This window comes from Amycolatopsis sp. DG1A-15b (assembly GCF_030285645.1).
Classification (GTDB): domain Bacteria; phylum Actinomycetota; class Actinomycetes; order Mycobacteriales; family Pseudonocardiaceae; genus Amycolatopsis.
Genome location: NZ_CP127296.1, coordinates 2,740,871 through 2,765,736 on the forward strand (window position 1 = coordinate 2,740,871; position 24,866 = coordinate 2,765,736).

Here is a 24,866-nt window from a genome sequence, read left to right on the forward strand (position 1 = left end):
CGCCGAGGACGGTGGGCGCCACGACCGTACATGGACACCGGCTGGCCCGCCCGCGAAGGCGCGGCCTATTACGCGGGTCTCGTCGAAGATCCGGCGTGCCTGTGCCTGCTGGCCGGTGCGGGCGCCGGTCACCTGGTCGGGCGGTTGCGGGGCCCGGACCCGCTGCGGCCGGGCGCCGTGACGGCCGTGCTCGAGAGCATGCGCGTCGCTCCGGACCGCCGTCGCGAGGGAGTGGGTGGCGCGCTCGTGGATGCGTTCGTGGCGTGGGCTCGCGAGCGCGGCACGAACGAAATGACCGTGCAGGCGTACGCGCAGAACGCCGGTGCACTCGATTTCTACCGCGCGCGCGGGTTCCGCCCGTTTCTGGTGGCCTTGACGCGCAGCTGAGCCATTCCCGGGCCACACTGGAAGCCATGGGCTTCCTGGACGGGCGGGCCGTCGTGATCACCGGTGCCGGACGCGGGCTGGGGCGGGCGTTCGCCCGGCACGCGGCCGAGAACGGCGCCGCGGTCGTCGTCAACGACGTCGACGCGGAACCGGCCTGCGAGACGGTGGCGGCGATCTCGGCGGACGGCGGAACCGCCGTGGGGAGTGTCGGGTCGGTGGCCGACGCGGCGTACGCGCGGTCGCTGATCAGCCTGTGCTGCAGGGAGTTCGGGGCGCTGGACGGGCTCGTCAACAACGCCGCGGTCGGCTACCACGCGCCGCCGTGGGAGGACGACGACGCCGAGCGGGCCCGCGCGCTGGTCGAGACCAACGTGCTCGGCCCGCTCCACTGTGGCACCGCGGCCGCGAAGGTCATGTGCGCCAGGGGCCGCGGGGTCATCGTCAACGTGACGTCGGGTTCCATGATCGGGCAGCGCGGGGCCGCCGCGTACTCGGCGTCGAAGGGCGCGGTGGCGTCGATGACCTACTCGTGGGCCGGCGACCTGGCGGAGCACGGCGTGCGCGTCAACGCCGTCAGCCCGATCGCCTGGACCCGGCTGATGGCCGCCGACCCGAACGGGAACCGCGACGCACCGCCGCCCGAACGGGTGGCGCCGCTGGTGACCTACCTGCTGAGCGACCTCTCGGCCGGTATCACCGGACAGGTGCTGCGGCTCGCCGACGGCCACCTGCACACCGTCCGGCAGCCGGGCATCATCCGGCCGGTCCTGCACCGGGAGAACTGGACGGTCGAGGAGATCGCCGCGGCCGTCGCCGGCGAGCTCGTCCTCGAATCGCCGCCGCGGGACCGCTGGACCCTTTGAGCGGCCCGGACCACCGGAACGGGTGGCTATCCACAGTGGACCTCGCGCACTAGCTTGGAGGCCGAGCGAGGAGGGCGGAGATGACGGCCACCGCGGAGGTCACCCCCGGCGCCGTGGCGCCGCCCGCCCTGAGCCGCGGCCGGGTCAACGCCGTGTTCGGCGCCGTGCTGCTCGGGATGCTGCTGGCGGCGCTGGACCAGACCATCGTCGGGACAGCGCTGCCCACGATCGTCGGCGACCTCGGCGGCGCCGGACACCTGTCCTGGGTGGTGACGTCCTACCTGCTGGCCGAGACGATCATGACCGTGGTCGTCGGCAAACTCGGCGACCTCTTCGGCCGCAAGCCGATGTTCCAGCTGTCGGTCATCGTGTTCGGCGTCGGCTCGTTCTGCGCCGGGTTCGCCGACAGCCTGGTTTGGCTGATCGTTTGGCGCGCGGTGCAGGGCCTCGGCGGCGGTGGGCTGATGGTCACCTCGACCGCGCTGATCGCCGATGTCGTCCCGCTGCGCGAGCGCGGCAAGTACCAGGGCGTCCTCGGCTCGGTCTTCGGCGTGGTGACCGTGGCGGGCCCGATGCTCGGCGGGTTCTTCGTCGACCACCTGTCGTGGCGGTGGGCGTTCTACGTCAACATCCCGCTGGTCGTCGTGGTACTGGTGGTGGCGTCCTCGGCGATGCCGAACGCCCGCGCCGCGGTCAAGCCGGTCATCGACTACCTCGGCATCCTGCTCATCGGCCTCGCCGCGACCGGCCTGACCCTGGTGACCAGCTGGGGCGGCACGCAATACGCGTGGGGCTCGCCGGTGATCGTCGGGATGGCGTTCGGCTCGGTGGTGCTGCTGGCCGCCTTCGTCTTCGCCGAGCTGCGGGCGAAGGAACCGATGCTGCCGATGCGGCTCTTCCGCAACCCGGTGTTCACCGTCGGCGGGATCATGAGCTTCGTCGTGGGCTTCGCGATGCTCGGCGCGCTGTCGTACCTGCCGACGTACATGCAGTACGTCCAGGGCACGTCCGCGACGACGTCCGGGGTCCGGCTGCTGCCGATGGTGCTGGCGCTGCTCGTCGCGTCGATCGCCGCGGGCAACGCGGTCAGCCGCACCGGGCGGTACAAGATCTTCCCGCTGGTGGGGGCGGCGGGCATGACGATCGGCCTCTACCTGCTTTCGCGCCTGGACACCGACACGGGCTTCTGGGAGGCGTCGGCGTACATGGCCGTGCTGGGGCTCGGCATCGGGCTCGGCATGCAGGTGCTGACCATCGCGGTGCAGAACACCGTCGACTACGCCGACCTCGGCGTCGCCACCTCGGGCGTGACGTTCCTGCGTTCGATCGGCAGCTCGTTCGGCGCGGCGATCTTCGGCACGGTGTACGCGAACCAGCTGACCCCCGCACTGGCCGCGCTTCCGGTGCCGCCGGGGGTCGACCCCCGGGCGCTGCAGGTCCCCACGGCGTTGCACGCGCTGCCGGAGCCGGTGTCGGCCCCGGTGATCCAGGCGTACAGCGACTCGCTGCACGTCGTGTTCCTCGCGGCGGCCCCGGTCGGCCTGGTGGCGTTCGCGTTGGCGTTCTTCCTCAAGGAGATCCCGCTGCGCGACACGGCCCGCGCGGCCGCCCCCGGCCTCGGCGACGGCTTCGCGATGCCGGAGGCCCGCACGGACGACCGCGAGCTGGAGCGCGCGGTGGCCACGCTGTTCTTCCGCGAGCGCCGGGAGGTGGCACCCGCGATCATCGAGCGTGCCGGCGGCGACCTCGACGAGGGCGGCATCTGGTGCCTGCTGCAGGTCCACCTGCGGGAACGCCGCAGTTCGCCGGCGACGCTGCGGGCGATCGGCGCGGACTTCGGCGTGCCGGCGCAGGTGCTGGAGCCGGCGTTCAACCGCCTGGAGCTGACCGGGCACCTGCGGTACGCGCGGGACGGCTGGGAGCTGACGTCCGCGGGCCGGGAGGAGTTCGGGAAGGTGGTGCGGGCCTGGCACGACTGGCTGGCCGACCGGCTCGGCGACTGGGGAGCGAGCGACCGCGCCGACCTGGACGCGGCCATCGGCCGGGTCGCGGCGCGGCTGATGGACCAGAGCGCGGAATCGCGGACCTCCGGACGCCACGCCCTGGCCTGACGCGCGGGCGGAGCTCGCCTGCGACCGGTGCCGGCGCCCCAAGGTCGCCTTCGGTGTGTTGAGCGCGACCAAGGCCACCTTGGGATGCTGGGGGTGAGCCGCGGCCGGGTCAGCGGCGCCAGAAGTCGTGCGGGGTGCGGCCTCGCCGGAAGCCGCACGACTCGACCAGGGCCGCCGCCTCCGTGAAGCCGTGGCCGACCAGCCCCGGCTCGTGGGCGTCGCTGCCGAACGCCACCGCCTCGCCACCCACGTCGAACCACCACCGGACCACCTCGCCCGGCAGCGGCACCTTCGTGTTCACCTCCAGCGCGCGGCCGCTCGCCTGCAGGGCCCGCAGCACCGTCCGGAACTCCTCCTCGAAGTCCGCCGCCACGAACGGCGGGCCCTCACCCGGCCACGAGCGCAGCGCGTAGTCGATGTGGGCGAGCACCGCGAAGTCCGCCGTCGACTCGACCAGGCCCAGCACCTCGCCGAGGTAGGCCCGCAGCAGCTCGCCCGGCCGCCGGTCCGAAATCACCGTCAGCTCGTGGTGGTGCTCGCCGTCCGGCAGGGAGTGCACCGAGCCGAGCACCCGGTCGAAGTCGTGGGCCGCCAGCAGGGCGTCGGCTCGCGGGCGGTGCCAGTGCGGCTCGCTGAGCTCCACTCCGGACAGGATCCGCAGCCCGGGAAACCGCGCCCGGCACTCCTCGACGCCCGCGAGGTACCCGGCGACGTCGAGCTCGGGTGGCTCCAGCACGCCGTCCGGGCGCAGCCGCACCCGGAAGTGGTCCGGCAGCAGCGGCCGGATCGGCTCCGGCATCAGCCACGGCGTCAAGTCCGCGTGCTCGGTGAACGCCACGGACGGCAGCCCCAGCTCGAGCGCCCGCTCGCACGAGCCGATCATCGAGCCGGTGACCGTGTCCCAGGACCATTCGGTGTGGACGTGACCGTCCGTCGGCAGGCTCACCGAACCCACCGTAGCGAGGATTTTGGGATAGCGTCTGACCATGGCTCAGAAGTCGGCGGCGGTGGAGCTGGAGGTCGGCCCGCACACGGTGCGGATCTCCAACCCGGACCGGGTCTATTTCCCGGCCCGCGGCGAGACGAAGCTCGACCTGGTCAACTACTACCTTTCGGTGGGCGACGGCATCGTCAACGCCCTGCGCGAACGGCCCTGCATGCTGCACCGCTTCCCGTCCGGCGTGGCGGGGGAGAAGGTGCACCAGAAGCGCGTCCCGAACGGTGCGCCGCCGTGGCTGGAGACCGTCCGGGTGACCTTCCCGCGCTACAACCGGCACGCCGACGAACTGTGCGTCACCGAGCTCGCGCACGTCGCCTGGGCCGTGCAGATGTCCACAGTGGAGTTCCACCCGTGGAACTCGCGCCGCGCCGACACCGAGAAGCCCGACGAGTGGCGCATCGACCTCGACCCGATGCCCGACTGCGGCTACGACCGCGTCCGGCGCGTCGCGCACGTCGCCCACGAGATCCTCGACGAGCTCGGCGCGGTCGGCTGGCCGAAGACCTCCGGCGGTCGCGGCCTGCACATCTACGTCCGGATCGAACCGCGCTGGGGCTTCACCGACGTCCGGCGGGCGGCGCTCGCTTTTGCCCACGAGGTCGAACGGCGCGCTCCGGATGATGTCACCACGACGTGGTGGCGCAAGGACCGGGATCCGCGGCTGCTCTTCGTCGACTACAACCAGAACGCCCGTGATCACACGATCGCCAGCGCTTACTCGGTCCGTGGTAATCCGGAAGGCACGGTGTCGACGCCGATCCGGTGGGCCGAGATCGACGACGCCGAGCCGGGGGACTTCACGATTGCCACCGTCCCGGCGCGGTTTGCCGAGGTGGGGGATCTTCATGCCGGTATCGATGACGCGGTGTTTTCCCTTGAGCCGCTGCTGGAGTGGGCCGATCGGGATGGGGTCGAGCCGCCTGATCCGGGCTGACGTCTTTGCGGCTTTGCTTGTTCGCAACCCCGAAGCCGGATTGTGACTACGGCCGGCGGTACCGCGTCAAGGCGGGAAAGCGTGCCTTGACCCGGCACCGCCGGCCGTGTTCTGGCTTCGGATCGGGGTTGCAGGGGGTCTGGGTTCCGGCCGGTCGGGTGCTCGATGTCGGCCGGGGGTGGTGTCAGCCCAGGCGTTCGATGATCGTTGCGTTCGCCAGGCCGCCCGCCTCGCACATCGTCTGCAGGCCGTAGCGGCCGCCGGTTTGCTCCAGGACCGACAGCAGCGTTGTCGCCAGGCGGGCGCCGCTGCCGCCCAGGGGGTGGCCGAGGGCGATCGCGCCGCCGTTGATGTTGACCTTTGCCGGGTGCGCGCCGATCTCCCGCTGCCAGGCCAGCACCACGCTGGCGAACGCTTCGTTCACCTCGAACGCGTCGATGTCCGATACCTCCAGGCCCGCGCGTGCCAGGACCTTGCGGGTGGCCGGGATGATGCCGGTCAGCATCAGGAGCGGGTCGTCGCCGGCGACGGCGAAGCTGTGGATGCGGGCTCGGGGCTTCAGGCCCAGCGCCGCCGCCTTCTCGCCGCTGGTGATGAGCAGCGCCGCCGCGCCGTCGTTGATCGGTGAGGAGTTGCCCGCCGTGATGTGCCAGCCCAGGTGCGGGAACCGCTGTTCCCAGACGTCGGCGCGGAACGCGGGCTTCAGCCCGGCGAGGATCTCGGGCGTCGTGCCGGGACGGACCGTCTCGTCGGTCGTGATCTCGCGCAACGTGCCTTCGGGGCCGGGGGCCTTCAGCGGTGCCACTTCGCCCGCGAACTTGCCGTCCGCCCACGCCTTCGCGGCGCGCTGGTGGCTTTCGGCGGAGAACTCGTCCAGCTCGGCGCGGGTGAAGCTCCACTTCGCGGCGATGAGCTCCGCGCTGATGCCCTGCGGCACCAGCCCGTCCGGGTAGCGCGTGGCGACCTGCGGGCCGAACGGGTCGCGGCCGGCCACCTGGCTCCCCATCGGGACCCGGCTCATCGACTCGACACCGGAGGCGATCACGACGTCGTACGCGCCGGCGATGACGCCCTGCGCGGCGAAGTGGATCGCCTGCTGGCTGCTGCCGCACTGCCGGTCGACGGTCACCGCGGGCACCGACTCCGGCAGCCCGGCGGCGAGCGCCGCCCAGCGCGCGGTGTTCATGCTCTGCTCGCCGATCTGCCCGACCGCGCCGCTGATCACGTCGTCGATCCGGGCCGGGTCGAGGCCGGTGCGCTCGACGAGCGAGCGCAGGGCGTGGGCGTGCAGGTCGACCGGGTGCACCCCGGCGAGCGTGCCGTTCGGCTTGCCCTTGCCGATCGGGGTCCGTATCGCGTCGACGATCACCGCGTCCGTCATGACGTCTGCCTCCTTGCAGATCGGGATGCTTTCGGTATACGCCGGGTCAGTTGGAATTCACAACTCAGCTGTTCCCCACGTCACAGGAGGCTGACGTGCTAGGTTGGATTTTCAACCCCGTGGAGGTGGCATGGTCCGGCGTGGTCGTGAGTGCTCGGTCGCCGAGGCCCTGGAGGTCGTCGGCGAGCGGTGGAGCCTCCTCGCGCTGCGGGAGATCATGCTGGGCGAGCGGCGGTTCAACCAGATCGCCGAGAACACCGGCGCCAGCCGCGACATCCTGGCCGCGCGGCTGCGCAAGCTGGTCGACGCCGGTGTCCTGGAGAAGGTCCAGTACGAGAACCACCCGCCGCGCCACGAGTACCACCCCACCGAAGCCGGCCGGGCGCTGCAGCCCGTCCTGCTCGCGCTGATGGCGTGGGGCGACAAGTACGTCCACCAGGGCGAACCGCCGACCCTCTGGCGCCACGCCTGCGGCGAGGTGCTGGAGTCGGCCACCGTCTGCGCCCACTGCGGTGACCCGGTGAACGCCCCGGGCACCCACGCGATCCGCCTCGGCGCCGTGCACGCCTGACCCCTTCCCCGGAAAAGGCCCCCTTGTTCTCGCGAGGGGGCCTTTTCCGCGTCCGGCCGTTGACTTGAGACCCGCGTCACTGTAACTCTTGAACTAATCGACGCAAGAACCTGACAGCTGCGCGATAAATCTCGGCAGACGTCAGGAAGCTCCCGGTCTTCGCCCGAGTCGTCTCCCTCCCCTCCTCCCCGGATCAGAGGAACCCCATGAGAACGAAGCGGCTTCTGTCGCGCGCGGCCACCTACGCCGCCCTGTCCCTGCCCCTCGCGGTGCCCGCCGTGGCCGCGAGCGCCGCTCCGGCCGCACCCGCGGCCACCCGGGTGGCCGTCCAAGCCGCCGCGGCGACCTACACCGCGAGCAGCCAGCTCGCCGGCTACCCCGTTTCGAACGTCGGCGACGGCAACCAGGCCACCTACTGGGAGAGCGCGAACAACCAGTTCCCGCAGTGGGTCCAGGCCGACCTGGGCACCGCCACGAACGTCACCCAGCTCGTGCTGAAGCTGCCCGCGAACTGGGAGGCCCGCGCCGAGACCTTCAGCGTCCAGGGCAGCGCGAACGGCACGGGGTTCAGCGATCTGGTCCCGTCGGCGGGCTACCGGTTCGATCCCGCGACGGCCAACACGGTCACCGTGAACCTGACCGCGAACACCCGGTACGTCCGCCTGAACGTCACGGCGAACACCGGCTGGCCCGCCGCGCAGCTGGCGGAGTTCGAGGTGCACGGCCCCGCCGGCGGCGACACCCAGCCGCCGTCGGCACCCGCCGGCCTCGCCTACACCCAGCCCGCGAGTGGCCAGATCCGGCTCACCTGGTCGGCGTCGACCGACAACACCGGCGTCGCCGGCTACGACGTCTACGCGAACAACCAGCTGCGTGGCAGCGTCGCCGGGAACGTCCTGACCTACACCGACACCCAGCCCGACAGCGCCACCGTCTCGTACTTCGTCCGCGCGAAGGACGCCGCGGGCAACCAGTCGGCGAACAGCGGCACGGTGACGCGCACCGGCACCCAGGCCGGCACGAACCTCGCGCTGGGCAAGCCGATCACGGCGTCCTCGACGGAATGGACGTACGCGGCGGCCAACGCCAACGACAACTCGCTGACCACCTACTGGGAAGGTGGCGGCGGGACGTACCCGAACCTGCTGACCGTCGCGCTCGGTGCGAACGCCGACCTGAACCAGGTGGTGGTGAAGCTCAACCCCGACCCGGCGTGGGGTCCGCGAACCCAGACGATCGCCGTCGAAGGCCGTGAGCAGAGCGCGTCCGCGTTCACCACCCTCGCCGCCGCGCAGACCTACAGCTTCAGCCCGGCGACCGGCAACTCCGTGACGATCCCGCTCGGCGGCCGCGCCGCCGACGTCCGCCTGCGCGTCACCGCCAACTCCGGCGCGGGCGGCGGCCAGGCCGCGGAGTTCCAGGTCTTCGGCGTCCCCGCGCCCAACCCGGACCTGACGATCTCGGGTGTGTCGTGGTCGCCGCAGAACCCCGTGGAGACCGACGCGATCACCGCGTCGGCGACCGTCCGCAACGCCGGGACGGCGGCCTCCGGCACGACGAACGTCAACCTCTACCTGGGAACGACCAAGGTCGGCACCGCGAACGTCGGCGCGCTCGCCGCCGGCGCGTCGACGACCGTGTCGGCGAACATCGGCACCCGGGACGCGGGCAGCTACCAGCTGACCGCGAAGGTCGACGAGGCCAACGCCGTCATCGAACAGAACGAGGCCAACAACTCCTACACGGCTTCGACGGCGCTCGTCGTCAGCCCGGTGCAGAGCTCCGACCTCGTCGCGGCCACGGCGTGGTCGCCGGGCAACCCGTCGGCGGGCAACACCGTCACGTTCACCACCACCCTGCGCAACCAGGGCACGGTCGCGTCCGCGAGCGGCGCCCACGTCGTCACGGTGACGATCGCCGACCAGAACGGCACCGTCGTCAAGACGCTCAGCGGGACCTACACCGGGACCATCGCCGCCGGGGCCACCGCGGCGCCGGTGAACGTCGGCACCTGGACCGCGGCCAACGGCCGGTACACCGTGAAGACGGTCGTCGCGAACGACGCCAACGAGCTGCCCGTGAAGCAGGGCAACAACACCAGCACGCAGCAGTTGTTCGCCGGCCGGGGCGCGAACATGCCCTACGACATGTACGAGGCCGAAGACGGCGTCGTCGCGGGCGGCGCGGCCGTGGTCGGCCCGAACCGCACCATCGGCGACCTCGCGGGCGAGGCGTCGGGCCGCAAGGCCGTGACGCTGAACTCGACCGGCTCGTCGGTGGAGTTCACCACCCGAGCGTCGACCAACACCCTCGTGACGCGGTTCTCCATCCCGGACTCCGCGGGTGGCGGCGGGATCTCTTCGACGCTGAACGTCTACGTCGACGGCACGTTCCTCAAGGCCATCGACCTGACCTCGCACTACGCGTGGCTCTACGGCGCCGAAACCGGCCCGGGCAACTCGCCGGGCGCCGGGCCGCGCCACATCTACGACGAGGCGAGCGCGGTGCTCGGCACCACGGTGCCCGCCGGGCACCGGATCAAGCTGCAGAAGGACGCGGCGAACACCACGAACTACGCGATCGACTTCGTGAACTTCGAGCAGGCCACCGCGGTCGCCAACCCGGACCCGGCGCACTTCGCGGTGCCCACCGGGTTCACCCAGCAGGACGTCCAGAGCGCGCTCGACAAGGTCCGGCAGGACACCAGCCTCACCGGGGTCTACCTGCCGGCCGGGAACTACCCGCTGTCGAGCAAGCTGAACGTCTACGGCAAGGCCGTGACCGTCACCGGCGCCGGGCCGTGGTTCACGAAGTTCTCGGCACCGGACGGGCAGGAGAACACCGACATCGGCATCGACGTCCAGGCGAGCGCCAACGGCTCGACGTTCAGCGGGTTCGCCGTGTTCGGCAACTACACCTCCCGCATCGACGGCCCCGGCAAGGTGTTCAACCTGACGAACGTGGCCAACCTGACGATCGACAACATCTGGGTGGAGCACCAGGTGGTCATGGTCTGGGGCACCAACGTGGACGGCACCACGATCAAGAACTCCCGGATCCGCGACACCTTCGCCGACGGCGTCAACCTCACGAACGGCAGCACGGGCAACCACGTCACCAACAACGAAGCCCGGTCCACCGGCGACGACAGCTTCGCGCTGTTCGCCGCCACGGACCTCGACCCCGGCAACCAGTACGGCAACGTGTTCGAGAACCTGACCGCGCTCACCCCGTGGCGCGCGGCGGGGCTGGCGGTGTACGGCGGGTACGACAACACCTTCCGGAACCTCTACATCGCGGACACGCTGACCTACTCGGCGATCACGATCAGCTCGCTCGACTTCGGCTACCCCTTCCTCGGGTTCGGGCCGCAGCCGACGACGGTCCAGAACGCCTCCCTGGTCCGGGACGGCGGCCACTTCTGGGGCCAGCAGACGTTCCCGGCGATCTGGCTGTTCTCCGCGTCCAAGGAGTTCCGCGGCATCCGGGTGTCCGACGTGGACATCCAGAGCCCGACCTACAGCGGCGTCATGTTCCAGACCAAGTACAACGGCGGGCCGGAGCACCCGGTCGAGGACACCGTGCTGACGAACGTGTCGATCACCGGCGCCCACCGCAGCGGGGACGCCTTCGACGCGAAGTCGGGGATCGGGATCTGGGCCAACGAGCTGCCGGAACCGGGCCAGGGCCCGGCCGTCGGCTCGGCGACCTTCACCGGGCTGACCCTGGCCGACAACGACGAGGACATCCGCAACCGCACCACCACGTTCACCATCAACCGCAACTGAGGACAGCGGTGCGTGCCCGCCGGGAAGCCGTTCCCCGGCGGGCACACGCCGTGCCAGGATGACGCCGGAGGTGGTCGACGTGCGGATCCTGGTCACCGGCGGCACGGGACAGCTGGGCAGTGCGGTGGTGGCCCGGCTGCGGGCGGCGGGGGAGGAGGTCCGCGTGCTGAGCCGCCGGGCCGCCCCGGACGTCGTGCGCGGCGACCTGCGGACCGGGCGCGGCGTCGACAGCGCCGTCGCCGGGGTCGACGTGGTCGTCCACTGCGCCACCGACTACCTCGGCCGGGAAACGCAGCTCGCGCGCACGCTGGTCGAGGCGGCGCGGTGGGCCGGCGGCCCGCACCTGGTGTACGTCTCGATCGTCGGCGTCGACCGGGTCCCGCTCGGCTACTACCGGGCCAAACACGAGACCGAGCAGCTGATCGCCGCCTCGGGACTGCCGTACACGATCCAGCGGGCCACCCAGTTCCACGGCCTCGTCCGCACCCTGCTCGCGGGCGCGTCCCGGCTGCCGGTGGTGCCGGTGCCGCGCATCTCGTTCCAGCCGGTCGACGTCCGGGACGTCGCCCGCCGCCTTGCCGGCCACGCACTGGACGACCCGGCGGGCCGGGCGCCCGACTTCGGCGGCCCGGAGATCCTCCCGGCGGCCGAGCTGGCCCAGGCGGTCGCCGAGGCGAGCGCGCGGCGCCGGCGGATCGTGGCGCTCAAGGTGCCGGGGGAGACGTTCCGGGCCTACGCCGACGGCGGGCACCTGACCCCCGGGCACCGCGAAGGCGAGATCACCTTCCGCGAGTACCTGGCCGAGCGAGCCGATCACGGGTAACCGCTCCATCCCGGAGATTCTTGACCATCGGACCGGATAGATCATATGTTTGGTGGGCTTCGCGGCCGTTTTCCGCCCACGCCGAACGGATGACCCATGCCGGAACTGCCTCTCCCGCCGTCGCGGCGGTCCTTCCTCAAACTCGGTGGCGCGGTCGGCGCCGGTGTTGCGCTGGGTGGCCTACGTCCCTTTGCTGCCAACGCCGATGTCGTCCGCCCGGTCAGGGAAGACCTCGTCCCGTCGTCACGGGCCACCACCTTGTGGTACCCGGCGCCCGCGAGCGAGTCGAAAATCATCGAACAGGGCCTGCCGATCGGTAATGGTCGGATCGGTGCGCTTGTCGGAGGTGACCCGGCCGCCGACTTCCTCTACCTCGCCGACGCGTCGCTGTGGACCGGCGGCCCCAACGACGTCCTCCAGGACGACGGTCAGTTCCCCTACGAACTCGAGAAGTTCGGCACCCTCGGCCTGCTCGCGAAGCTGCGGATCGCGGTCCCCGCCCACACCGGCGTCACCGACTACCGGCGCACGCTCGACCTCAGCAACGGCCTGGTCGTGATCACCTACCGGCACCAGGGCGTGCAGTACCGCCGCGAGTACTTCGCGAGCCACCCCGACGACGTCGTGGTGGTCCGGCTCAGCGGCGGACCCGTGAGCGGGTCGGTGACGCTGGAACCCACCCGCGGCGAGCCGGCGGCCGGTGCCGGAGCGTTCACCGGCGGGTTCGCCAACGGCCTGGCGTACGCCTGCACGGTGAGCACGTCCGGCGGCCTCACCTTCAGCGGGAGCAGCGAGGTCGTCGTCGTGCTCAGCGGCGGCACGAACTACGTCCCCGACGCGGCGCGGAAGTTCCTCGACGCGTCGCTCGACCCGCTGGCCCTGGCGAAGCGGAAGGCGGGCGCGGCGCTGGCCGTGAGTGGCCGGGCCCTGCGGGCCACCCATGTCGCCGACTACCGCCGGCTGTACGACCGGATGAGCGTGGACCTGGGGCAGTCGCCACCCGCGAAGCGGGCACTGGACACGTGGTCGCGGCTGGTCGCCCGGCACGACCAGCCGGGCGTGCCCGACCCGGAGCTGGAGGCGAGCTACCTGCAGTTCGGGCGCTACCTCACGATCACCGGCTCCCGCGACGGCCTGCCGATGGGCCTGCAGGGCCTGTGGCAGAACAACAACACGCCGGACTGGATGAGCGACTACCACACCGACATCAACCTCCAGATGAACTACTGGCTGGCCGACCGCGCGGCGCTGCCCGAGAGCTTCACTGCCCTGGCCGATTACTGCCTCGCGCAGCTTCCCGTGTGGACGGACAGCACGAAGCGGCTGTTCAACGACCCGAGGAACCGCTTCCGCAACACCAGCGGGAAGGTGGCCGGCTGGGCGGTCGCGTTCTCCACGAACATCTACGGCGGCTCCGGCTGGTGGTGGCACCCCGGCGGCAACGCGTGGCTGTGCAACTCGCTCTGGGACCACTACGCCTTCACCCAGGACAAGGCGTACCTCGCCCGGATCTACCCCCTGCTCAAGGGGGCCGCCGAGTTCTGGGAAGCCCGGCTGATCCCGACGACGGCCGACGGCCGCGAGGTGCTCGTCGACGACCACGACTGGTCGCCCGAACACGGCCCGCAGGACGCCCGCGGGATCACCTACGCGCAGGAGATCGTCTGGGACCTGTTCGAGCACTACCGCGAGGCCACCGCGGTGCTGGGCCGGGACCGCGCGTACGGCGACCGGATCGCCGGGCTGCAGAAGAAGCTGTACCTGCCGAAGGTGAGCCCGTCGACCGGCTGGCTCGAGGAGTGGATGTCGCCGGACAACCTCGGCGAAACCACGCACCGGCACCTGTCGCCGCTGATCGGCTTCTTCCCGGGCGACCGCATCGCGGCCGACACGGCTCCGCGCGAGCTGCTCGACGGCGTCCGGGCGTTGCTGATCGCGCGGGGGATGGACAGCTTCGGCTGGGCGACCGCGTGGCGCTCGGCGTGCTGGGCCCGGCTCAAGGACGCCGACCGTGCCTACCAGCTGCTGCTCACCGTGCTGCGGCCGTCGGTGGCGAACGGAAACGGCACCGCGCCCAACTTCTTCGACATGTACAGCCAGGGCAGCTACACGATCTTCCAGATCGACGCGAACCTCGGCGCACCCACCGCGATGCTCGAAATGCTCGTCCACTCGCGGCCGGGGGTGCTGGAACTGCTCCCCGCGCTGCCCTCGGCGTGGGCCGCTTCGGGCCGGGTGACCGGGATCGGCGCCAGGGGCGGGTTCGAGGTCGACCTCGAATGGCGGGCCGGGAAGGTCACCCGGGCGGTGATCCGCAGTGTCGGCGGCACCCGGCTCGAGGTGCGGGCCGGGACCTGGCGGCGGGCGATCACCCTGCGGCCGGGAGCGTCGGTCACGGTCCGGCCAAGCTGAGGTCGCGGCGGGTCTGCTCACCGTGGTGTACCTGTTCGCCGGGGCGTGAAGCTCGCGACCCCACGCGCGAAGCTGCTGGAAAACCAGGCCGCGGCGATCGTCGTGCACGCGCGTCGCAAGGAGACGAAGGCCCTGCCGATGAACGTCGTGCTGCTCCTGCTGGCGGCGTTCGTGGCGGCGGGCCGCTTCGCGGGCTAATACGCTGGAGCCCGATGGACGTCGATCTGCGCAAGCTGCGCTACTTCGTGGCGGTGGCCGAAGAACTGCACTTCGGGCGCGCCGCCGCGCGGCTGCACATCGCGCAGCCGGTGCTTTCACGGCAGATCCGCGCCCTGGAAGGCGAGCTGCGGGCGCAGCTGTTCCGGCGGGACAGGCGGTCCACCGAGCTCACCGCGGCGGGCCTCCAGCTGCTGGAAGACGCGCGGCCGCTGCTGGTCTCGGCCGACGGCCTCCGCCGCCGGGTCGCCACGGCCGCGCGCGGTACCTCGGCGTTCACCGTGGCGTTCATGCCGGGCATCACGGTCACCGGCGCGGTCCGGGAGCTCTCGGCGCGGCACCCCGGCCTCGCGGTGGAGCTCCTGCGCACGACGTGGGACGACCAGACCGAAGTCCTCCACGACGGCCGCGCCGACGTCAGCGTGATCCGGCTGCCGGTGGACCGGCGCGGGCTCAGCGTGCGGCCGCTGTTCCGCGAACCCCGCGTGGCCATGGTGCACGCCGGACACCGGCTGGCCGGCAAGGAATCGGTGCGGATCGGCGACCTCGCGGACGAGCACCTGCTCAACGACCCGGACGCGGTGCCGGAGTGGCGGGACCTCGCGGTCGAGCTGCGCGCGAGCGCCGCACCGGAGCGGCGCACGTTCCGGAGCGTGGAGGAGAAGCTCGAGCACGTGGCCGCCGGGCGGGGGATCGCGGTCGTCCCGCGGTCGACGTCGGAGTACTACACCCGGTCCGACGTGGCGCGCGTGCCGGTCGAGGACCTGCCGCCGAACGAGGTGTGCCTGGCGTGGGTGTCCGGCCGGCGGTCGCGGGTGATCTTCGAGTTCGCGGAGATCTTCGCGGACCTGGCCGGCTCGGGAGAGAGGACACGATGATCCGCTGGGCGACGTTCGACTGCTTCGGCACGCTGGTGGACTGGCGCCACGGCATCGCCACCGGGCTCGAGCTGCTGTACCCCGGCCGCGGCGCGGAGCTGCTGGAGGTCTACAACCGGTTCGAGCCGCAGGTGCAGGCCGAGGTGCCGGTGCGGCGCTACCGGGAGGTGCTCGCCGAGTCCCTGCGCCGGACCGTGGCCGAAGCGGGCCTGGAGCTGGTGGCGGACGACGCTTCGGTGCTGGGGACCGGGCTGCCGTACTGGCCGGTCTTCCCGGACACCCGGCCGGCGCTGGCCGCGTTGCGCGAAGCGGGCTGGCGGCTCGCGTTGCTGACGAACTGCGACCGCGACCTCATCGGCGAGACCCAGCGGCGGCTCGCGGTGCCGATCGACGCGATCGTGACCGCGGAGGACGTCGGCGAGTACAAGCCGGGGCACGGTCACTTCCGCCGGTTCGCCGCGTCCTTCGACGCGACCGCCGCGAACTGGGTGCACGTGGCGCAGAGCCACTTCCACGACATGGTGCCGGCCCAGGCGCTGGGCATCCCGCGCGTATGGGTCAACCGGCACGCCGGCCCGCAGGACCCGGCGGTGGCGGACGCGGTCCTGCCCGATCTCGGCGGCCTGGCCGAGACGGTCGAGCGGGTGCACGCCGGAGCCCGCTGACCGCCGTCACGGGTGGCGCACCCCGGCCGGGCGCGGCGGGAACACCGCGGCCCACAGTGCCTTCCACGGCTTCGCCGGCTGCCGTTCCCTCGGTGTCTGCAACGCCGGCTCCGGGCGTGTCCCGGCTCGGTAGTCCATTTCCACCTGTACCCAGTCGTGGATCCAGTCGCCTCGCATGGGGGGCTCCTTTCGTCGTGGAGCCCACGATCGTCCTGAGGGTTCCGCGCCCGCATCGGGTGAACACGCAGTCCGGCGCCGCTCGGCCCCTTACCCGCTATCGTGGCCGGGTGGCCGCGACGACGTTCCTGTTCGTGCCCGGCGACCGGCCCGATCGCTTCGGCAAGGCGCTCGCCAGTGGCGCCGACGTGGTGATCCTCGACCTCGAGGACGCCGTCGCCCCCGCGGCCAAGGACGCGGCACGAGCCTCGGCAGGCGAATGGCTGAAGCGCCACCCGGCGATGGTCCGGATCAACGCGCCGGGCACGCCGTGGTTCGCCGCGGACGCCGAGCTGGTGGCCGCGCGGGGCGTGCCGGTGATGGTGCCGAAGGCCGAGACACCCGGCGTGCTCGCCGGGTGCGGTGCGGTGGTCGCCCTCGTCGAGACCGCGCTCGGGGTGGAACGCGCCGGTGAGCCGGCCGCGGCAGCGTGGACCTGGCGGCCCGGCTCGGGGTGGCGCCGGAGGACCCGGAGCCGTTCGCCTACGCGCGTTCCCGGCTGGTGATCGCCTCGGCGGCGGCCGGCCTCGCGCCGCCGGTGGACGGCGTCACCACGGATCTGGGCACCGGCTCGCGGCTGGCAGAGGACGTCCGCTACGCGCGCCGCCTGGGTTTCGGCGGCAAGCTCTGCATCCACCCGAAGCAGGTCGCACCGGTCCGGGCCGGGTTCACGCCGACGGAGGCCGAGCGCGCCTGGGCCCGCCGCGTCGTGGCGGCGGGGGATGGGGTGTCCGTTGTGGACGGCCGGATGGTGGACAAGCCGGTGCTCGCCAGGGCGCGGCACATCCTCGGTGAGGGGTGAACTCAGCCGGGCGGCGGAAACCGCGGGTCGCTCTGCGCTAAACCGCACCCTGCCGTCGCAACGCGTCCGCGTCGAAGCCGAACTCCGCCAGCACCGCGTCCGTGTGCTCGCCCAGTGCCGGCACCGGGTCCATCCGCGGTGCCCGGCCCGGGACCGTGATCGGCGGCAGCGTCGCCCGGATCGCCCCGGCCGGCGTCGCGACCTCGGCGAACCGGTCGCGCGCCGTGAGCTGGGGGTGGGCCAGGACGTCCGGCAGGTCGCGGCGGCGGGCGTGCGCGATGCGGCCCGCCCCCAGCCGGGTCTCCAGCTCGGTGCCGGTGAGCTCGGCGAAGATCGCGTCGATTTCGGCTTCCAGCGCGGCCCGGTTCGCCACCCGTGCCCTGCCCGTGGCGAACCGGGCATCGGTGACCCAGTCCGGGCGGGCGACCGCGTGCTCGCAGAACGCCGCCCACTCACGGTCGTTCTGGACCGCCAGCACCAGTTCGGTCCCGTCGCCCGCGGCGAAGGTGCCGTAGGGGGCGATCACGGCGTGGCTGGTGCCGGTCCGCGGTGGCGGTGTCCCGCCGTACCCGGCGTAGTACAGCGGAAAGCCCATCCATTCGACCAGCGAGTCGAACAGGCTGACTTCGAGTTCGGTGCCCTGCCCGGTCCGCTCGCGGTCGTACAGCGCGGACAGGATGCCGGAGAAGGCGTACATGCCGGCGCCGATGTCCGCGGCCGGGATACCGCTCTTGGCCGGCTCCGCCGCGGACCCGGTGACCGACACCAGCCCGGCTTCGGACTGGATGAGCAGGTCGTAGGCCTTCGCGTCGCGGTACGGCCCGGTCGAGCCGTAGCCCGACACCGAGCACGTGATCAGCCGCGGCCGGGTCGCGCGCAGGGCGGTCGCGCCCAGCCCGAGCCGCTCCGCGACGCCGGGCGCGAAGTTCTGCACGAACACGTCGGCACGGTCCAGCAGCGCGGCCATCACGTCGGCCGCGGCGGCGCTCTTGAGGTCCAGCGTGACGCTTTCCTTCGACCGGTTGAGCCAGACGAAGTGACTGGAGAGGCCGTGCACGGTCTCGTCGTAGGCGCGGGCGAAGTCGCCGGTGCCCGGCCGCTCGATCTTGAGCACGCGGGCCCCGAGGTCGGCCAGGTGCCGGGTGGCCAGTGGCGCGGCGACGGCCTGTTCGCACGACACGACGGTGACGCCGTCGAGGGGCAAGGAGCGCATGGCCGCATCCTGCCAGCCGAGCCGGACCGCATGGGCCGCGCCGGGGAGTGATACGTATCAGTAAGAGCGGGACGGATCTACGGGAGTTTCGGGCAAAACCGTTGACGGCCCCCGGGCGGGCTTGCACTCTGAATCGGATCAGCTGACCCCGGCGACCGGCGAGCGAGGTGCCCGATGGGCAGGGTGCGGCAGGCCGACATCGCCCGCGTGGCGGGGGTTTCCCAGGCGACGGTGTCGGTGGTGCTCGGCGGCAACCGCACCGGTGTCCGGCTGGCGGAGTCGACGCGGCTGCGGGTGCTGGAAGCCGCCCGGCGGCTGGGTTACACCGATCCGCTGGCGAAACGGCAGGCGTGCCACGACCTCTTCGGGATCTGCGCCGCCACCCCGGTGTTCGAGGCGCACCAGGCGGTCCTGGCCGGCATCGCGGCGGAAGCGGCCGCGCTCGGCAAGGACCTGATCATGTTCGCCGCGACCGGTCCCGCGCTCGTCCGCCGCACCCGGCTCGCCGACGGCTGCCTGTTCCTCGGTGGTCCCGTTCCCGTGGAGCTGCTCACCGGCGGCTTTCCGATCGTCCACATCGGACGCTGTGCCGAGCTCGGCGGCCGCGTTCCGTGCGTCGACGCCGACTACGCGTCGGCCTCGGCCGAGGTGATCACCCGGCTGGTGCGGGCGGGCCACCGGCGGATCCGCTACCTGCGCGAGCCGGACGGCACCCCGGCCGCGCGCGAACGCGAACGCGGGATCCGCGCCACGGCCGGCGCATCCGGCCTGGTGGTCGGCACCGACGGCACCGACGGCACCGACGGCGCCGGGCTCGGCGCGGCGGCCGTCCGCGGCTGGCTCGACGAGGGCGTGACCGCGCTGGTGGTGGACGAGCCCTTGGTCGCCGCGGCGCAGCGGGCCTTGCGGGCGGCCGGGGTGGCGGTGCCCGGCGACGTCTCCCTGGCGGTCCTGGGCCGCCCGCCGTCCGGAACGGCCGGCCCGGAGATCAGCGGCTTCGAGGTGCCGCGGCGCGCGCTCGGGCGCGAGGCGGTACGGCTGCTGGCGTCGGTCGTGGGCACGGGGGCAGGTGAGCATCGGCTGCTCACCTGCCCACCGGTGGCCGGGGAGACGATCGCCCCCGTCGCCTGAACGTTCAGGACAGGGTGCCGTTGTAGTCGGGCAGCTTGAAGGTCCGCTCGGCGTGCCCGCCGTCGAGGTCGGTCCGGTTGTTGCCGATGTTCGCGACGATGGCGTACCCGGCCTGTTCGATGGCGGTCCGCGCCTTGGTCTTGTTGGCCTGGACCGGGTCGAAGTTGAACAGCGGACGCAGGTAGAGCCCGTCGATCGGGTAGCCGACCGCCTTCAGGTTGCCTTCCGTGGGCCACCGGAGGATTTCGGTGCGGTCGCTGACGAAGAAGACCGCGGCGCCCTTGGCCTGGGCGAGCTTGGCGAGCGCGAGGACCGGTTTCACCGCCGGCGTGGTGATCCCGCCGGAGTAGTAGGTCTCCAGGCTGGTGTTGTCGATGTCGAGCACGATCGCGGTCCGTCCGCCGGGAACGGCGAGCCGCTGGGTGAGGTAGTCGGCGGCCGGCGTGGTGACCGCGGTGACGTCGGCGATCCAGGTGGCGTAGGCGGGAGCGCTCGCGGACACCGCGGCCGGCGTGGCGACCGGCTGGGCATCGGCGGTGCCGGCGCTGCCGAGCAGCAGCAGGACGGCGGAGGCGGTACCGGCCACGGCGAGGCGGGCTTTCGAGGGTGACATGGCTGACAGTCCACCAGCCGGTGGCGGGGTTACGTACCGGCAAGTAGCCGAATTTGTTTCATGTTCTGCTCGGGGTCACCGCCTCGCCGCCTTCCGCCGCTGACCGCGAAGCGAGGCACACGCGGCTACTGCGGTTCGGGCACGCCAGCCTCGAGCACCGCGAGGTCGCGCACCGCGTAACGGTGGTGCTCGGCTTCTTCCTTCAGGACCACCTTGAGGCAGCGGCGCACGACGTACTCCTGCTCGGGATACATGTCCGCCGGCTTGCGGCCGCACACCCGGTCGAGCTCGGCCGCGGTGAGCCCGTCGACGACACGCCGCATCGCGGCCATGCGGGCGAGCCGCGGCGCGAGCACCTCGTCGAGCGTCGGGGTGGCTTCGAGGGTCAGGCCGAGCTTCGCCGCCTCCTCGGGCGGCGTCCCCCCGGCGGGGAAGCCCAGCGGGTGGTAAGGCGCTTCCTCCTCGAGCACGGCGTTGCCGAGCCAGGCATCGCAGGCGAACAGCAGATGCCGTTGCGTCTCGGCAAACGACCACTCGCCGTCGACCTGCTCGTGCAGTTTCGTCTCGGGCAACCGCCTCGCCCGGTCGAGCGTCGCGCGCCACAACGTCTCGATGGCGTCCCAAGCAGTCCGGTAGTCCTCGGGAGAAGCCGCTTCCCGCGCGAGCGCCCGGGCCGGGTGCCGGCGGTCGAGCTCGGCCTCGACGTAGGCGGTCACGTCGACGTCGTTGACGACGAGCCGCTCGAAGTGGCCACCGAGGTAGACGTCGCTGCCGTAGCAGTCGACGATCTTCAGGCCGGTCACCTCGCAATCGCGGATCTCGAGGCCCGCGAGGTCGCACAGGTGGATGCGCGCACCGCGGAACCGGTCGCTCTGGACGTATTCGGAAACCATCGAAGCAGTCTCGCCCACCCGTCCCGCCTGCGCCACGTCGCGAAGAGCAGCCCGCCGAACAGAGGCAGGCGGCCCCGCTCCCCGGCGGGAGCGGGGCCGCCGGTCACGCGGTCAGTTGACGTACACCGAGTAGCCGATGCCACCCGACCTGGTGCCGTCGGCCGTGTTGCCCCGCACGATCACCGAGTAGACGCCACGGTCCGGTGGGGTCCAGGTCATCGTCCCCGCACCCGAACTGTCCGCCGGCACGGTGAACTCCTCTGTCACGGCACCCCAGTCGTTCCGGACTTGGTAGGTGTACGAGACGATGCCCGGCATACCCGGCGTGAAGGTGAACGTCCCCGGCACACCGGAACCGCCCGACCACTGGCTTTCCGGGTATTCCTTGGACGACACGTACGGCGCGCTCGTGATGCTGAAATAGTACGTTTTCTCCTGCGAGGAGACCTTGTCGGCCGTCACCGTACGCACCCGCAGGTTGTGGGAGGCCGAGCCTTCCGGTGGCAGCGGGGGAGTCCACGGCAGCACGGAGCGCCCGTTCTGAGCGGCCAGCTGCTGGAACGGACCCCAGTCGAGCGAGTACTCGAACGCCACCGCGCCCGGCTGGCGGGCTTCGAACGTGAAGGTGCCGGGGAACACCCGCCCGTTTGCCTGGAACTCCTTCGAGGTCACCGTGGGATCGTTCGTCACCGTCCACGTGATGTTGTCCGTCGACGACCACACGCCCGCCGTGTTCCTCGCGCGCACCAGCATCTCGTAGTCGCCGGCCCTCGGTGGGGTGTAGCTCACCGTCGCGGTGTTCCCGCTGACCGGCACGGTCCACCGGGTCGCCGGGTCCGCCGTCAGCCAGTACTCGAACTCCACGGCGTTCGGCATCGGGGTGGTGAACGTGAACGTGGCGGCTCTGCCCTCCGTCGCGATGTCGCCCTGGTAGCCGATCTCCGGTCGCCAGGTGTTGAGCGACAACCGTTTCTCCGTCACCGGGGACAGCCCGCCGGACGCGGCGCGGGCCTGGACCCGCAGCAGGTTCTGGTCGGCCGAGGTGAACTCGACCGGCAGCGAGGCGGTTCCACCGGCGTTCGCCTTGACCGTCCACTTCGTACTCTCGGCACTCGCGAACCAGTAGTCGTACTCGACGACGTCCGGCATTCTCGGGGTGGCCGTGTACGTGGCCGAGGTGCCCAGGGCGACGTTCTCGAGCCCGCTCACCACCGGCGACGCATCGACCAGGAACCGGTACTCCCGTTCCGGCGACTTCACGCCCGAGGTGTCGGTGCTGCGCACGAACAGCACGTGATCACCGCCGGTGGCCGGCGTGATCGTCACCTCGGCGACGCCGTTCTGGCCGGCCGTGACCGTGGCGGACGCGCCGTCGTCCAGCCGGTAGTCGTACGCCACGACGTTCGGCATCCCCGGCGCGAACCGGAACACGCCCGGCACGCCGATGCCGCCGTCCGGGCCGCCCTGCGGCGGGTAGCGGTCGGACGTGACCGTCGGCCGCGTCTCCTTGACGATGAAGGAGTAGTAGGTGCTGAGCGAGAGGTTGCCCGCCCGGTCCCACGCCCGCACGAGCACCGACTGCCAGCCGTTGGCCGTCGGCGTGAAGCTGACGGTGGCCGTGCCGTCGGGGCCCGCGGCGATCTCTCGCGTGTCGGCGCCGAAGTTGTAGTCGTACCGCGCGACGTCGGTGGAACCGTTGGGGGAGAAGGTGAACTGGCCGGCCACACCGACCCCACCGCCCTCGGCGTTCGCCGGGTACGTCCTGGAGACGACAGCAGGCGCGTGCGGATCCGTGCGGTCGACGGTGAACCGGCACGGGGACACCGTGGACGACTTCGCCCCCCAGCTGTCCTGCGCGTACACCTCCCACGCGTAGGTGCCGTCGGCGAGGTCGGAGGTGTCCGGGTACGCCACGGCGGGGCTGCCCGACCCGGCACCCGTGTGCCGTTGCGACGGGTTCGCCACCGGCCACCACGTGAACTGCCCGGACGTGAAGTCGCCGTCCGGGTCGGACACCCGGGCGCTCAGCTGCAGCTGGCGGCTCACCAGCGCGCCGGTGCCGTCCTTGGCGCAGGGCTGGTCGTTGGTGCGGAGGTCGGTCGGCGGCGCGGGCGGCGCGTTGTTGACCACCCGCAGCGTTGCCGGGGCCTCGATCAGCCGGTAGAACGCCGGGTCCGCCTCGTGGGCTTCGGCGACGCGGAAGGCCAGGGTGAGGTGACGGACCTTGTGGTCGACCGCGTCCCGCACCGCGGTGGTGACGTCGAACGTGCCGTGGTTGTCGATGCAGGTGCTGTCGGCGCCCCTGGACGCCACCCGCGTTTGCTCCGCCGGGCGGTTCTGCCAGGTCGACTGCCTGGTGTAGGCGGAGGTCCGCCACACCTCGGTGGCACGGCTGCCGCAGTCGACGTAGTGCGTCTCGCCGGCTGACAGCAGCACCGTCGTGAACGGCTTGCCCCGCAACGAGCTCAGGTCGAAGTTCACGTACGAGCGTTGGCGGTGCGGTGTGTTGTCCCAGGTGCCGATCGGCAGGTTGCCGGACGGGTCGAAGTGGGCGGTGGTCGGTGCCGCTGAGTCGACGTAACCCCAGGACGTCGCGGACAGCGTCACCTCGGAGCGCTGTTGACCAGCGGTTTCCGCCGCCACCGCGCCATCGGTGACGGTGATCCCGACGGCGAGCGCGACGGCGAGCAACGTCAGTGATCTTCGTAAGGTCATGCTTCCCCTCCCGTGTTGCATGCATGCGGGGCGTACACGCCTGAAGGGGAGGATCGGTTGCCCTCTGACCACGACGGCTGGGCGTATGCACGAAACGCCGCCCTTGCGGACATTCCCGCGGAAGGGCGAAGGGGTCATGCTGCTCGGTGACCAGCGCGCAGCGTGGGAGGAGATCCCCGATGGTCGAGTTCGACACCGATCGGCACCCGGAGCGGCCCGGGGGCACAGTCCCCCGGTCCGAACACGACACCGTGGGCGTCCGGGGTGAGGGAACCCGGTCCGCGCCGGCAACCCCGGCGGCCCTGCTGACCATGCAGCAGTCCGCCGGTAACGCCACCGTCGCGGCGCTGCTGCACCCGGCGGCCACCTCGGTGCAACGTCGGGACGGGGCCGGCGTCGAGGAGTCCCCGCCGCAGCCGCTGCTCAGGCAGGGCAGTGTCGGGCCGTCCGTGGCCGAAGCGCAGGCGAAGCTCAACCGTGCCGGAACCCGGCTACCGCTGGCCGAGGACGGCATCTTCGGCCCGAAGACCCGCGCCGCGGTAGTGGCATTCCAGGCCGGCCGGGGCATCTCCGCCGACGGCATCGTCGGACCGCGGACCCGGACCGCCCTCGACGCGGGCAACGTCGTCCCGCCGTCCCCGCCGCCGGGTCCTCTCGACTGCGGCTGCACGGCGGACGACGAGGACGCCGACGTGCTGGAACTGACTCCCGGCGCCGTCCAAGACATCCCGGTCGCGTCGGTGCAGACCCTGCCGGACGGCCGAGCCGGCACGATGTTCGTGCAACGCGAACCTGCCAAGAAGAAGGCCCCCGCCAAGAAACGGACTCCGACGCCGCTGCCCGCCAAGTGCAGCAAGAACGCGAGGGCGTGCTTCTCGATCTCCGGCAGACGGGCCTGGCTGATCAAACCGGGCGGGACGGTGCAGACCGACGTCCCCGCGCTCGGTGGACGCAAGAGCAACCCCACACCGCAGGGAACGTTCAAGGTCATCGACAAGGACGCCGACCACGTCAGCCACAGCTACAAGGACCCGAAGACCGGCAAGCCGGCCCCGATGCCGAACTACGTGCACTTCGGCCCGTTGCTGGGCTTCCACGCCGGGAGCCTGACCCATGAGTCCCACGGTTGCGTGCACCTGTCGGCCGGCGCCGCCAAACTCTTCTTCGACAACCTGCAGAAGGGCGACCAGGTGGACGTGGCGCCTTGACGGCCGGCCCGGAGGGTGTCGCCGCCGGGGCCTGCGAGGGGTCCCA

Annotated in this window: 20 protein-coding genes and 1 pseudogene; 14 read left to right on the forward strand and 7 right to left on the reverse strand. The window is 71.7% G+C overall.

Going from position 1 to position 24,866, the window contains the following annotated elements; genetic code table 11:
* Positions 1 to 30: 30 nt before the first annotated feature.
* The 3 genes from QRY02_RS12375 (at position 31) to QRY02_RS12385 (ending at position 3,361) form a co-directional block, all read left to right on the forward strand.
* Positions 31 to 387: a GNAT family N-acetyltransferase gene (locus tag QRY02_RS12375; RefSeq protein WP_285991674.1), complete on the forward strand. Its 357-nt coding sequence runs from the start codon at positions 31 to 33 to the stop codon at positions 385 to 387.
* 26 nt (positions 388 to 413) lie between these two features.
* Positions 414 to 1,250 carry an SDR family NAD(P)-dependent oxidoreductase gene (locus tag QRY02_RS12380; protein ID WP_285991675.1) on the forward strand — a complete coding sequence of 279 codons (837 nt, stop codon included), beginning with the start codon at positions 414 to 416 and terminating at the stop codon, positions 1,248 to 1,250.
* Between the two features lie 80 nt (positions 1,251 to 1,330).
* Entirely contained in the window at positions 1,331 to 3,361 is a 2,031-nt protein-coding gene (locus QRY02_RS12385) for an MDR family MFS transporter (RefSeq protein WP_285991676.1), read from the forward strand.
* 109 nt (positions 3,362 to 3,470) lie between these two features.
* On the opposite strand, the gene QRY02_RS12390 is transcribed toward QRY02_RS12385, so the two are convergent.
* Positions 3,471 to 4,307 (reverse strand): PHP domain-containing protein, encoded by an 837-nt coding sequence (locus QRY02_RS12390; protein ID WP_285991677.1) that lies wholly within the window; start codon positions 4,305 to 4,307, stop codon positions 3,471 to 3,473.
* 40 nt (positions 4,308 to 4,347) lie between these two features.
* Between QRY02_RS12390 and ligD the strand changes: the two genes are divergently transcribed.
* Positions 4,348 to 5,295 (forward strand): non-homologous end-joining DNA ligase, encoded by a 948-nt coding sequence (ligD, locus tag QRY02_RS12395; RefSeq protein ID WP_285991678.1) that lies wholly within the window; start codon positions 4,348 to 4,350, stop codon positions 5,293 to 5,295.
* A 184-nt stretch (positions 5,296 to 5,479) separates the two neighbouring features.
* Here ligD and QRY02_RS12400 read toward each other — a convergent pair whose 3' ends face one another.
* Entirely contained in the window at positions 5,480 to 6,676 is a 1,197-nt protein-coding gene (locus tag QRY02_RS12400; protein WP_285991679.1) for a thiolase family protein, read from the reverse strand.
* 130 nt (positions 6,677 to 6,806) lie between these two features.
* On the opposite strand from QRY02_RS12400, the gene QRY02_RS12405 reads away from it, so the two are divergent.
* The 7 genes from QRY02_RS12405 to QRY02_RS12435 all read left to right on the forward strand — a co-directional run bounded on the left by QRY02_RS12405 (position 6,807) and on the right by QRY02_RS12435 (position 16,029).
* The gene (locus QRY02_RS12405; protein WP_285991680.1) at positions 6,807 to 7,247 is read left to right on the forward strand and encodes a winged helix-turn-helix transcriptional regulator; all 441 of its coding nucleotides are present in this window, start codon (positions 6,807 to 6,809) and stop codon (positions 7,245 to 7,247) included.
* A 206-nt stretch (positions 7,248 to 7,453) separates the two neighbouring features.
* Positions 7,454 to 11,035, forward strand: coding sequence for a discoidin domain-containing protein (locus tag QRY02_RS12410; protein WP_285991681.1), 3,582 nt, complete (start codon positions 7,454 to 7,456; stop codon positions 11,033 to 11,035).
* Positions 11,036 to 11,093: 58 nt separating this feature from the next.
* Positions 11,094 to 11,858, forward strand: coding sequence for an SDR family oxidoreductase (locus QRY02_RS12415; protein ID WP_285991682.1), 765 nt, complete (start codon positions 11,094 to 11,096; stop codon positions 11,856 to 11,858).
* Positions 11,859 to 11,954: 96 nt separating this feature from the next.
* A complete protein-coding gene (locus QRY02_RS12420; protein ID WP_285991683.1) occupies positions 11,955 to 14,270 on the forward strand; it encodes a glycosyl hydrolase family 95 catalytic domain-containing protein in 2,316 nt (771 codons plus the stop codon).
* Positions 14,271 to 14,315: 45 nt separating this feature from the next.
* Positions 14,316 to 14,468 (forward strand): hypothetical protein, encoded by a 153-nt coding sequence (locus QRY02_RS12425; protein ID WP_285991684.1) that lies wholly within the window; start codon positions 14,316 to 14,318, stop codon positions 14,466 to 14,468.
* A gap of 14 nt (positions 14,469 to 14,482) precedes the next feature.
* The gene (locus tag QRY02_RS12430) at positions 14,483 to 15,364 is read left to right on the forward strand and encodes a LysR family transcriptional regulator (protein WP_285991685.1); all 882 of its coding nucleotides are present in this window, start codon (positions 14,483 to 14,485) and stop codon (positions 15,362 to 15,364) included.
* On the forward strand, positions 15,361 to 16,029 hold the full coding sequence (locus QRY02_RS12435) for an HAD family hydrolase (RefSeq protein WP_285991686.1): 669 nt from the start codon (positions 15,361 to 15,363) through the stop codon (positions 16,027 to 16,029). Before QRY02_RS12430 ends, QRY02_RS12435 begins: the two co-directional genes overlap by 4 nt.
* Before the next feature lie 6 nt (positions 16,030 to 16,035).
* Here the strand turns inward: QRY02_RS12435 and QRY02_RS12440 are convergent, their stop codons facing one another.
* Entirely contained in the window at positions 16,036 to 16,206 is a 171-nt protein-coding gene (locus QRY02_RS12440; protein WP_285991687.1) for a hypothetical protein, read from the reverse strand.
* Positions 16,207 to 16,316: 110 nt separating this feature from the next.
* Here QRY02_RS12440 and QRY02_RS12445 point away from each other — a divergent pair.
* A pseudogene (locus tag QRY02_RS12445) lies at positions 16,317 to 17,047 on the forward strand (HpcH/HpaI aldolase/citrate lyase family protein).
* Between the two features lie 37 nt (positions 17,048 to 17,084).
* Here the strand turns inward: QRY02_RS12445 and QRY02_RS12450 are convergent.
* Positions 17,085 to 18,260 carry a CaiB/BaiF CoA transferase family protein gene (locus QRY02_RS12450; RefSeq protein ID WP_285991688.1) on the reverse strand — a complete coding sequence of 392 codons (1,176 nt, stop codon included), beginning with the start codon at positions 18,258 to 18,260 and terminating at the stop codon, positions 17,085 to 17,087.
* 174 nt (positions 18,261 to 18,434) lie between these two features.
* On the opposite strand from QRY02_RS12450, the gene QRY02_RS12455 reads away from it, so the two are divergent.
* Positions 18,435 to 19,391 carry a substrate-binding domain-containing protein gene (locus tag QRY02_RS12455; protein ID WP_285991689.1) on the forward strand — a complete coding sequence of 319 codons (957 nt, stop codon included), beginning with the start codon at positions 18,435 to 18,437 and terminating at the stop codon, positions 19,389 to 19,391.
* 4 nt (positions 19,392 to 19,395) lie between these two features.
* Here the strand turns inward: QRY02_RS12455 and QRY02_RS12460 are convergent, their stop codons facing one another.
* The 3 genes from QRY02_RS12460 to QRY02_RS12470 form a co-directional block, all read right to left on the reverse strand.
* Positions 19,396 to 20,004 (reverse strand): HAD family acid phosphatase, encoded by a 609-nt coding sequence (locus QRY02_RS12460; protein WP_285991690.1) that lies wholly within the window; start codon positions 20,002 to 20,004, stop codon positions 19,396 to 19,398.
* 125 nt (positions 20,005 to 20,129) lie between these two features.
* Positions 20,130 to 20,897, reverse strand: coding sequence for a DinB family protein (locus QRY02_RS12465; protein ID WP_285991691.1), 768 nt, complete (start codon positions 20,895 to 20,897; stop codon positions 20,130 to 20,132).
* Between the two features lie 111 nt (positions 20,898 to 21,008).
* Positions 21,009 to 23,612 carry a hypothetical protein gene (locus QRY02_RS12470; protein WP_285991692.1) on the reverse strand — a complete coding sequence of 868 codons (2,604 nt, stop codon included), beginning with the start codon at positions 23,610 to 23,612 and terminating at the stop codon, positions 21,009 to 21,011.
* A 179-nt stretch (positions 23,613 to 23,791) separates the two neighbouring features.
* Between QRY02_RS12470 and QRY02_RS12475 the strand changes: the two genes are divergently transcribed.
* Positions 23,792 to 24,820: a L,D-transpeptidase family protein gene (locus QRY02_RS12475; protein ID WP_285991693.1), complete on the forward strand. Its 1,029-nt coding sequence runs from the start codon at positions 23,792 to 23,794 to the stop codon at positions 24,818 to 24,820.
* Positions 24,821 to 24,866 lie beyond the last annotated feature (46 nt).

What these genes read in the sequence shown, in the direction of transcription:
- QRY02_RS12385 (WP_285991676.1), top strand. Translation starts at nt 1,331, where the DNA reads ATGACGGCCACCGCGGAGGTCACCCCCGGCGCCGTGGCGCCGCCCGCC.
- QRY02_RS12465 (WP_285991691.1), bottom strand. Translation starts at nt 20,897, where the DNA reads ATGGTTTCCGAATACGTCCAGAGCGACCGGTTCCGCGGTGCGCGCATC.
- QRY02_RS12400 (WP_285991679.1), bottom strand. Translation starts at nt 6,676, where the DNA reads ATGACGGACGCGGTGATCGTCGACGCGATACGGACCCCGATCGGCAAG.
- QRY02_RS12475 (WP_285991693.1), top strand. Translation starts at nt 23,792, where the DNA reads ATGGTCGAGTTCGACACCGATCGGCACCCGGAGCGGCCCGGGGGCACA.
- QRY02_RS12450 (WP_285991688.1), bottom strand. Translation starts at nt 18,260, where the DNA reads ATGCGCTCCTTGCCCCTCGACGGCGTCACCGTCGTGTCGTGCGAACAG.
- QRY02_RS12375 (WP_285991674.1), top strand. Translation starts at nt 31, where the DNA reads ATGGACACCGGCTGGCCCGCCCGCGAAGGCGCGGCCTATTACGCGGGT.
- QRY02_RS12470 (WP_285991692.1), bottom strand. Translation starts at nt 23,612, where the DNA reads ATGACCTTACGAAGATCACTGACGTTGCTCGCCGTCGCGCTCGCCGTC.
- QRY02_RS12380 (WP_285991675.1), top strand. Translation starts at nt 414, where the DNA reads ATGGGCTTCCTGGACGGGCGGGCCGTCGTGATCACCGGTGCCGGACGC.
- QRY02_RS12430 (WP_285991685.1), top strand. Translation starts at nt 14,483, where the DNA reads ATGGACGTCGATCTGCGCAAGCTGCGCTACTTCGTGGCGGTGGCCGAA.
- QRY02_RS12455 (WP_285991689.1), top strand. Translation starts at nt 18,435, where the DNA reads ATGGGCAGGGTGCGGCAGGCCGACATCGCCCGCGTGGCGGGGGTTTCC.
- QRY02_RS12415 (WP_285991682.1), top strand. Translation starts at nt 11,094, where the DNA reads ATGACGCCGGAGGTGGTCGACGTGCGGATCCTGGTCACCGGCGGCACG.
- ligD (WP_285991678.1), top strand. Translation starts at nt 4,348, where the DNA reads ATGGCTCAGAAGTCGGCGGCGGTGGAGCTGGAGGTCGGCCCGCACACG.
- QRY02_RS12405 (WP_285991680.1), top strand. Translation starts at nt 6,807, where the DNA reads ATGGTCCGGCGTGGTCGTGAGTGCTCGGTCGCCGAGGCCCTGGAGGTC.
- QRY02_RS12440 (WP_285991687.1), bottom strand. Translation starts at nt 16,206, where the DNA reads ATGCGAGGCGACTGGATCCACGACTGGGTACAGGTGGAAATGGACTAC.
- QRY02_RS12460 (WP_285991690.1), bottom strand. Translation starts at nt 20,004, where the DNA reads ATGTCACCCTCGAAAGCCCGCCTCGCCGTGGCCGGTACCGCCTCCGCC.
- QRY02_RS12435 (WP_285991686.1), top strand. Translation starts at nt 15,361, where the DNA reads ATGATCCGCTGGGCGACGTTCGACTGCTTCGGCACGCTGGTGGACTGG.
- QRY02_RS12420 (WP_285991683.1), top strand. Translation starts at nt 11,955, where the DNA reads ATGCCGGAACTGCCTCTCCCGCCGTCGCGGCGGTCCTTCCTCAAACTC.
- QRY02_RS12410 (WP_285991681.1), top strand. Translation starts at nt 7,454, where the DNA reads ATGAGAACGAAGCGGCTTCTGTCGCGCGCGGCCACCTACGCCGCCCTG.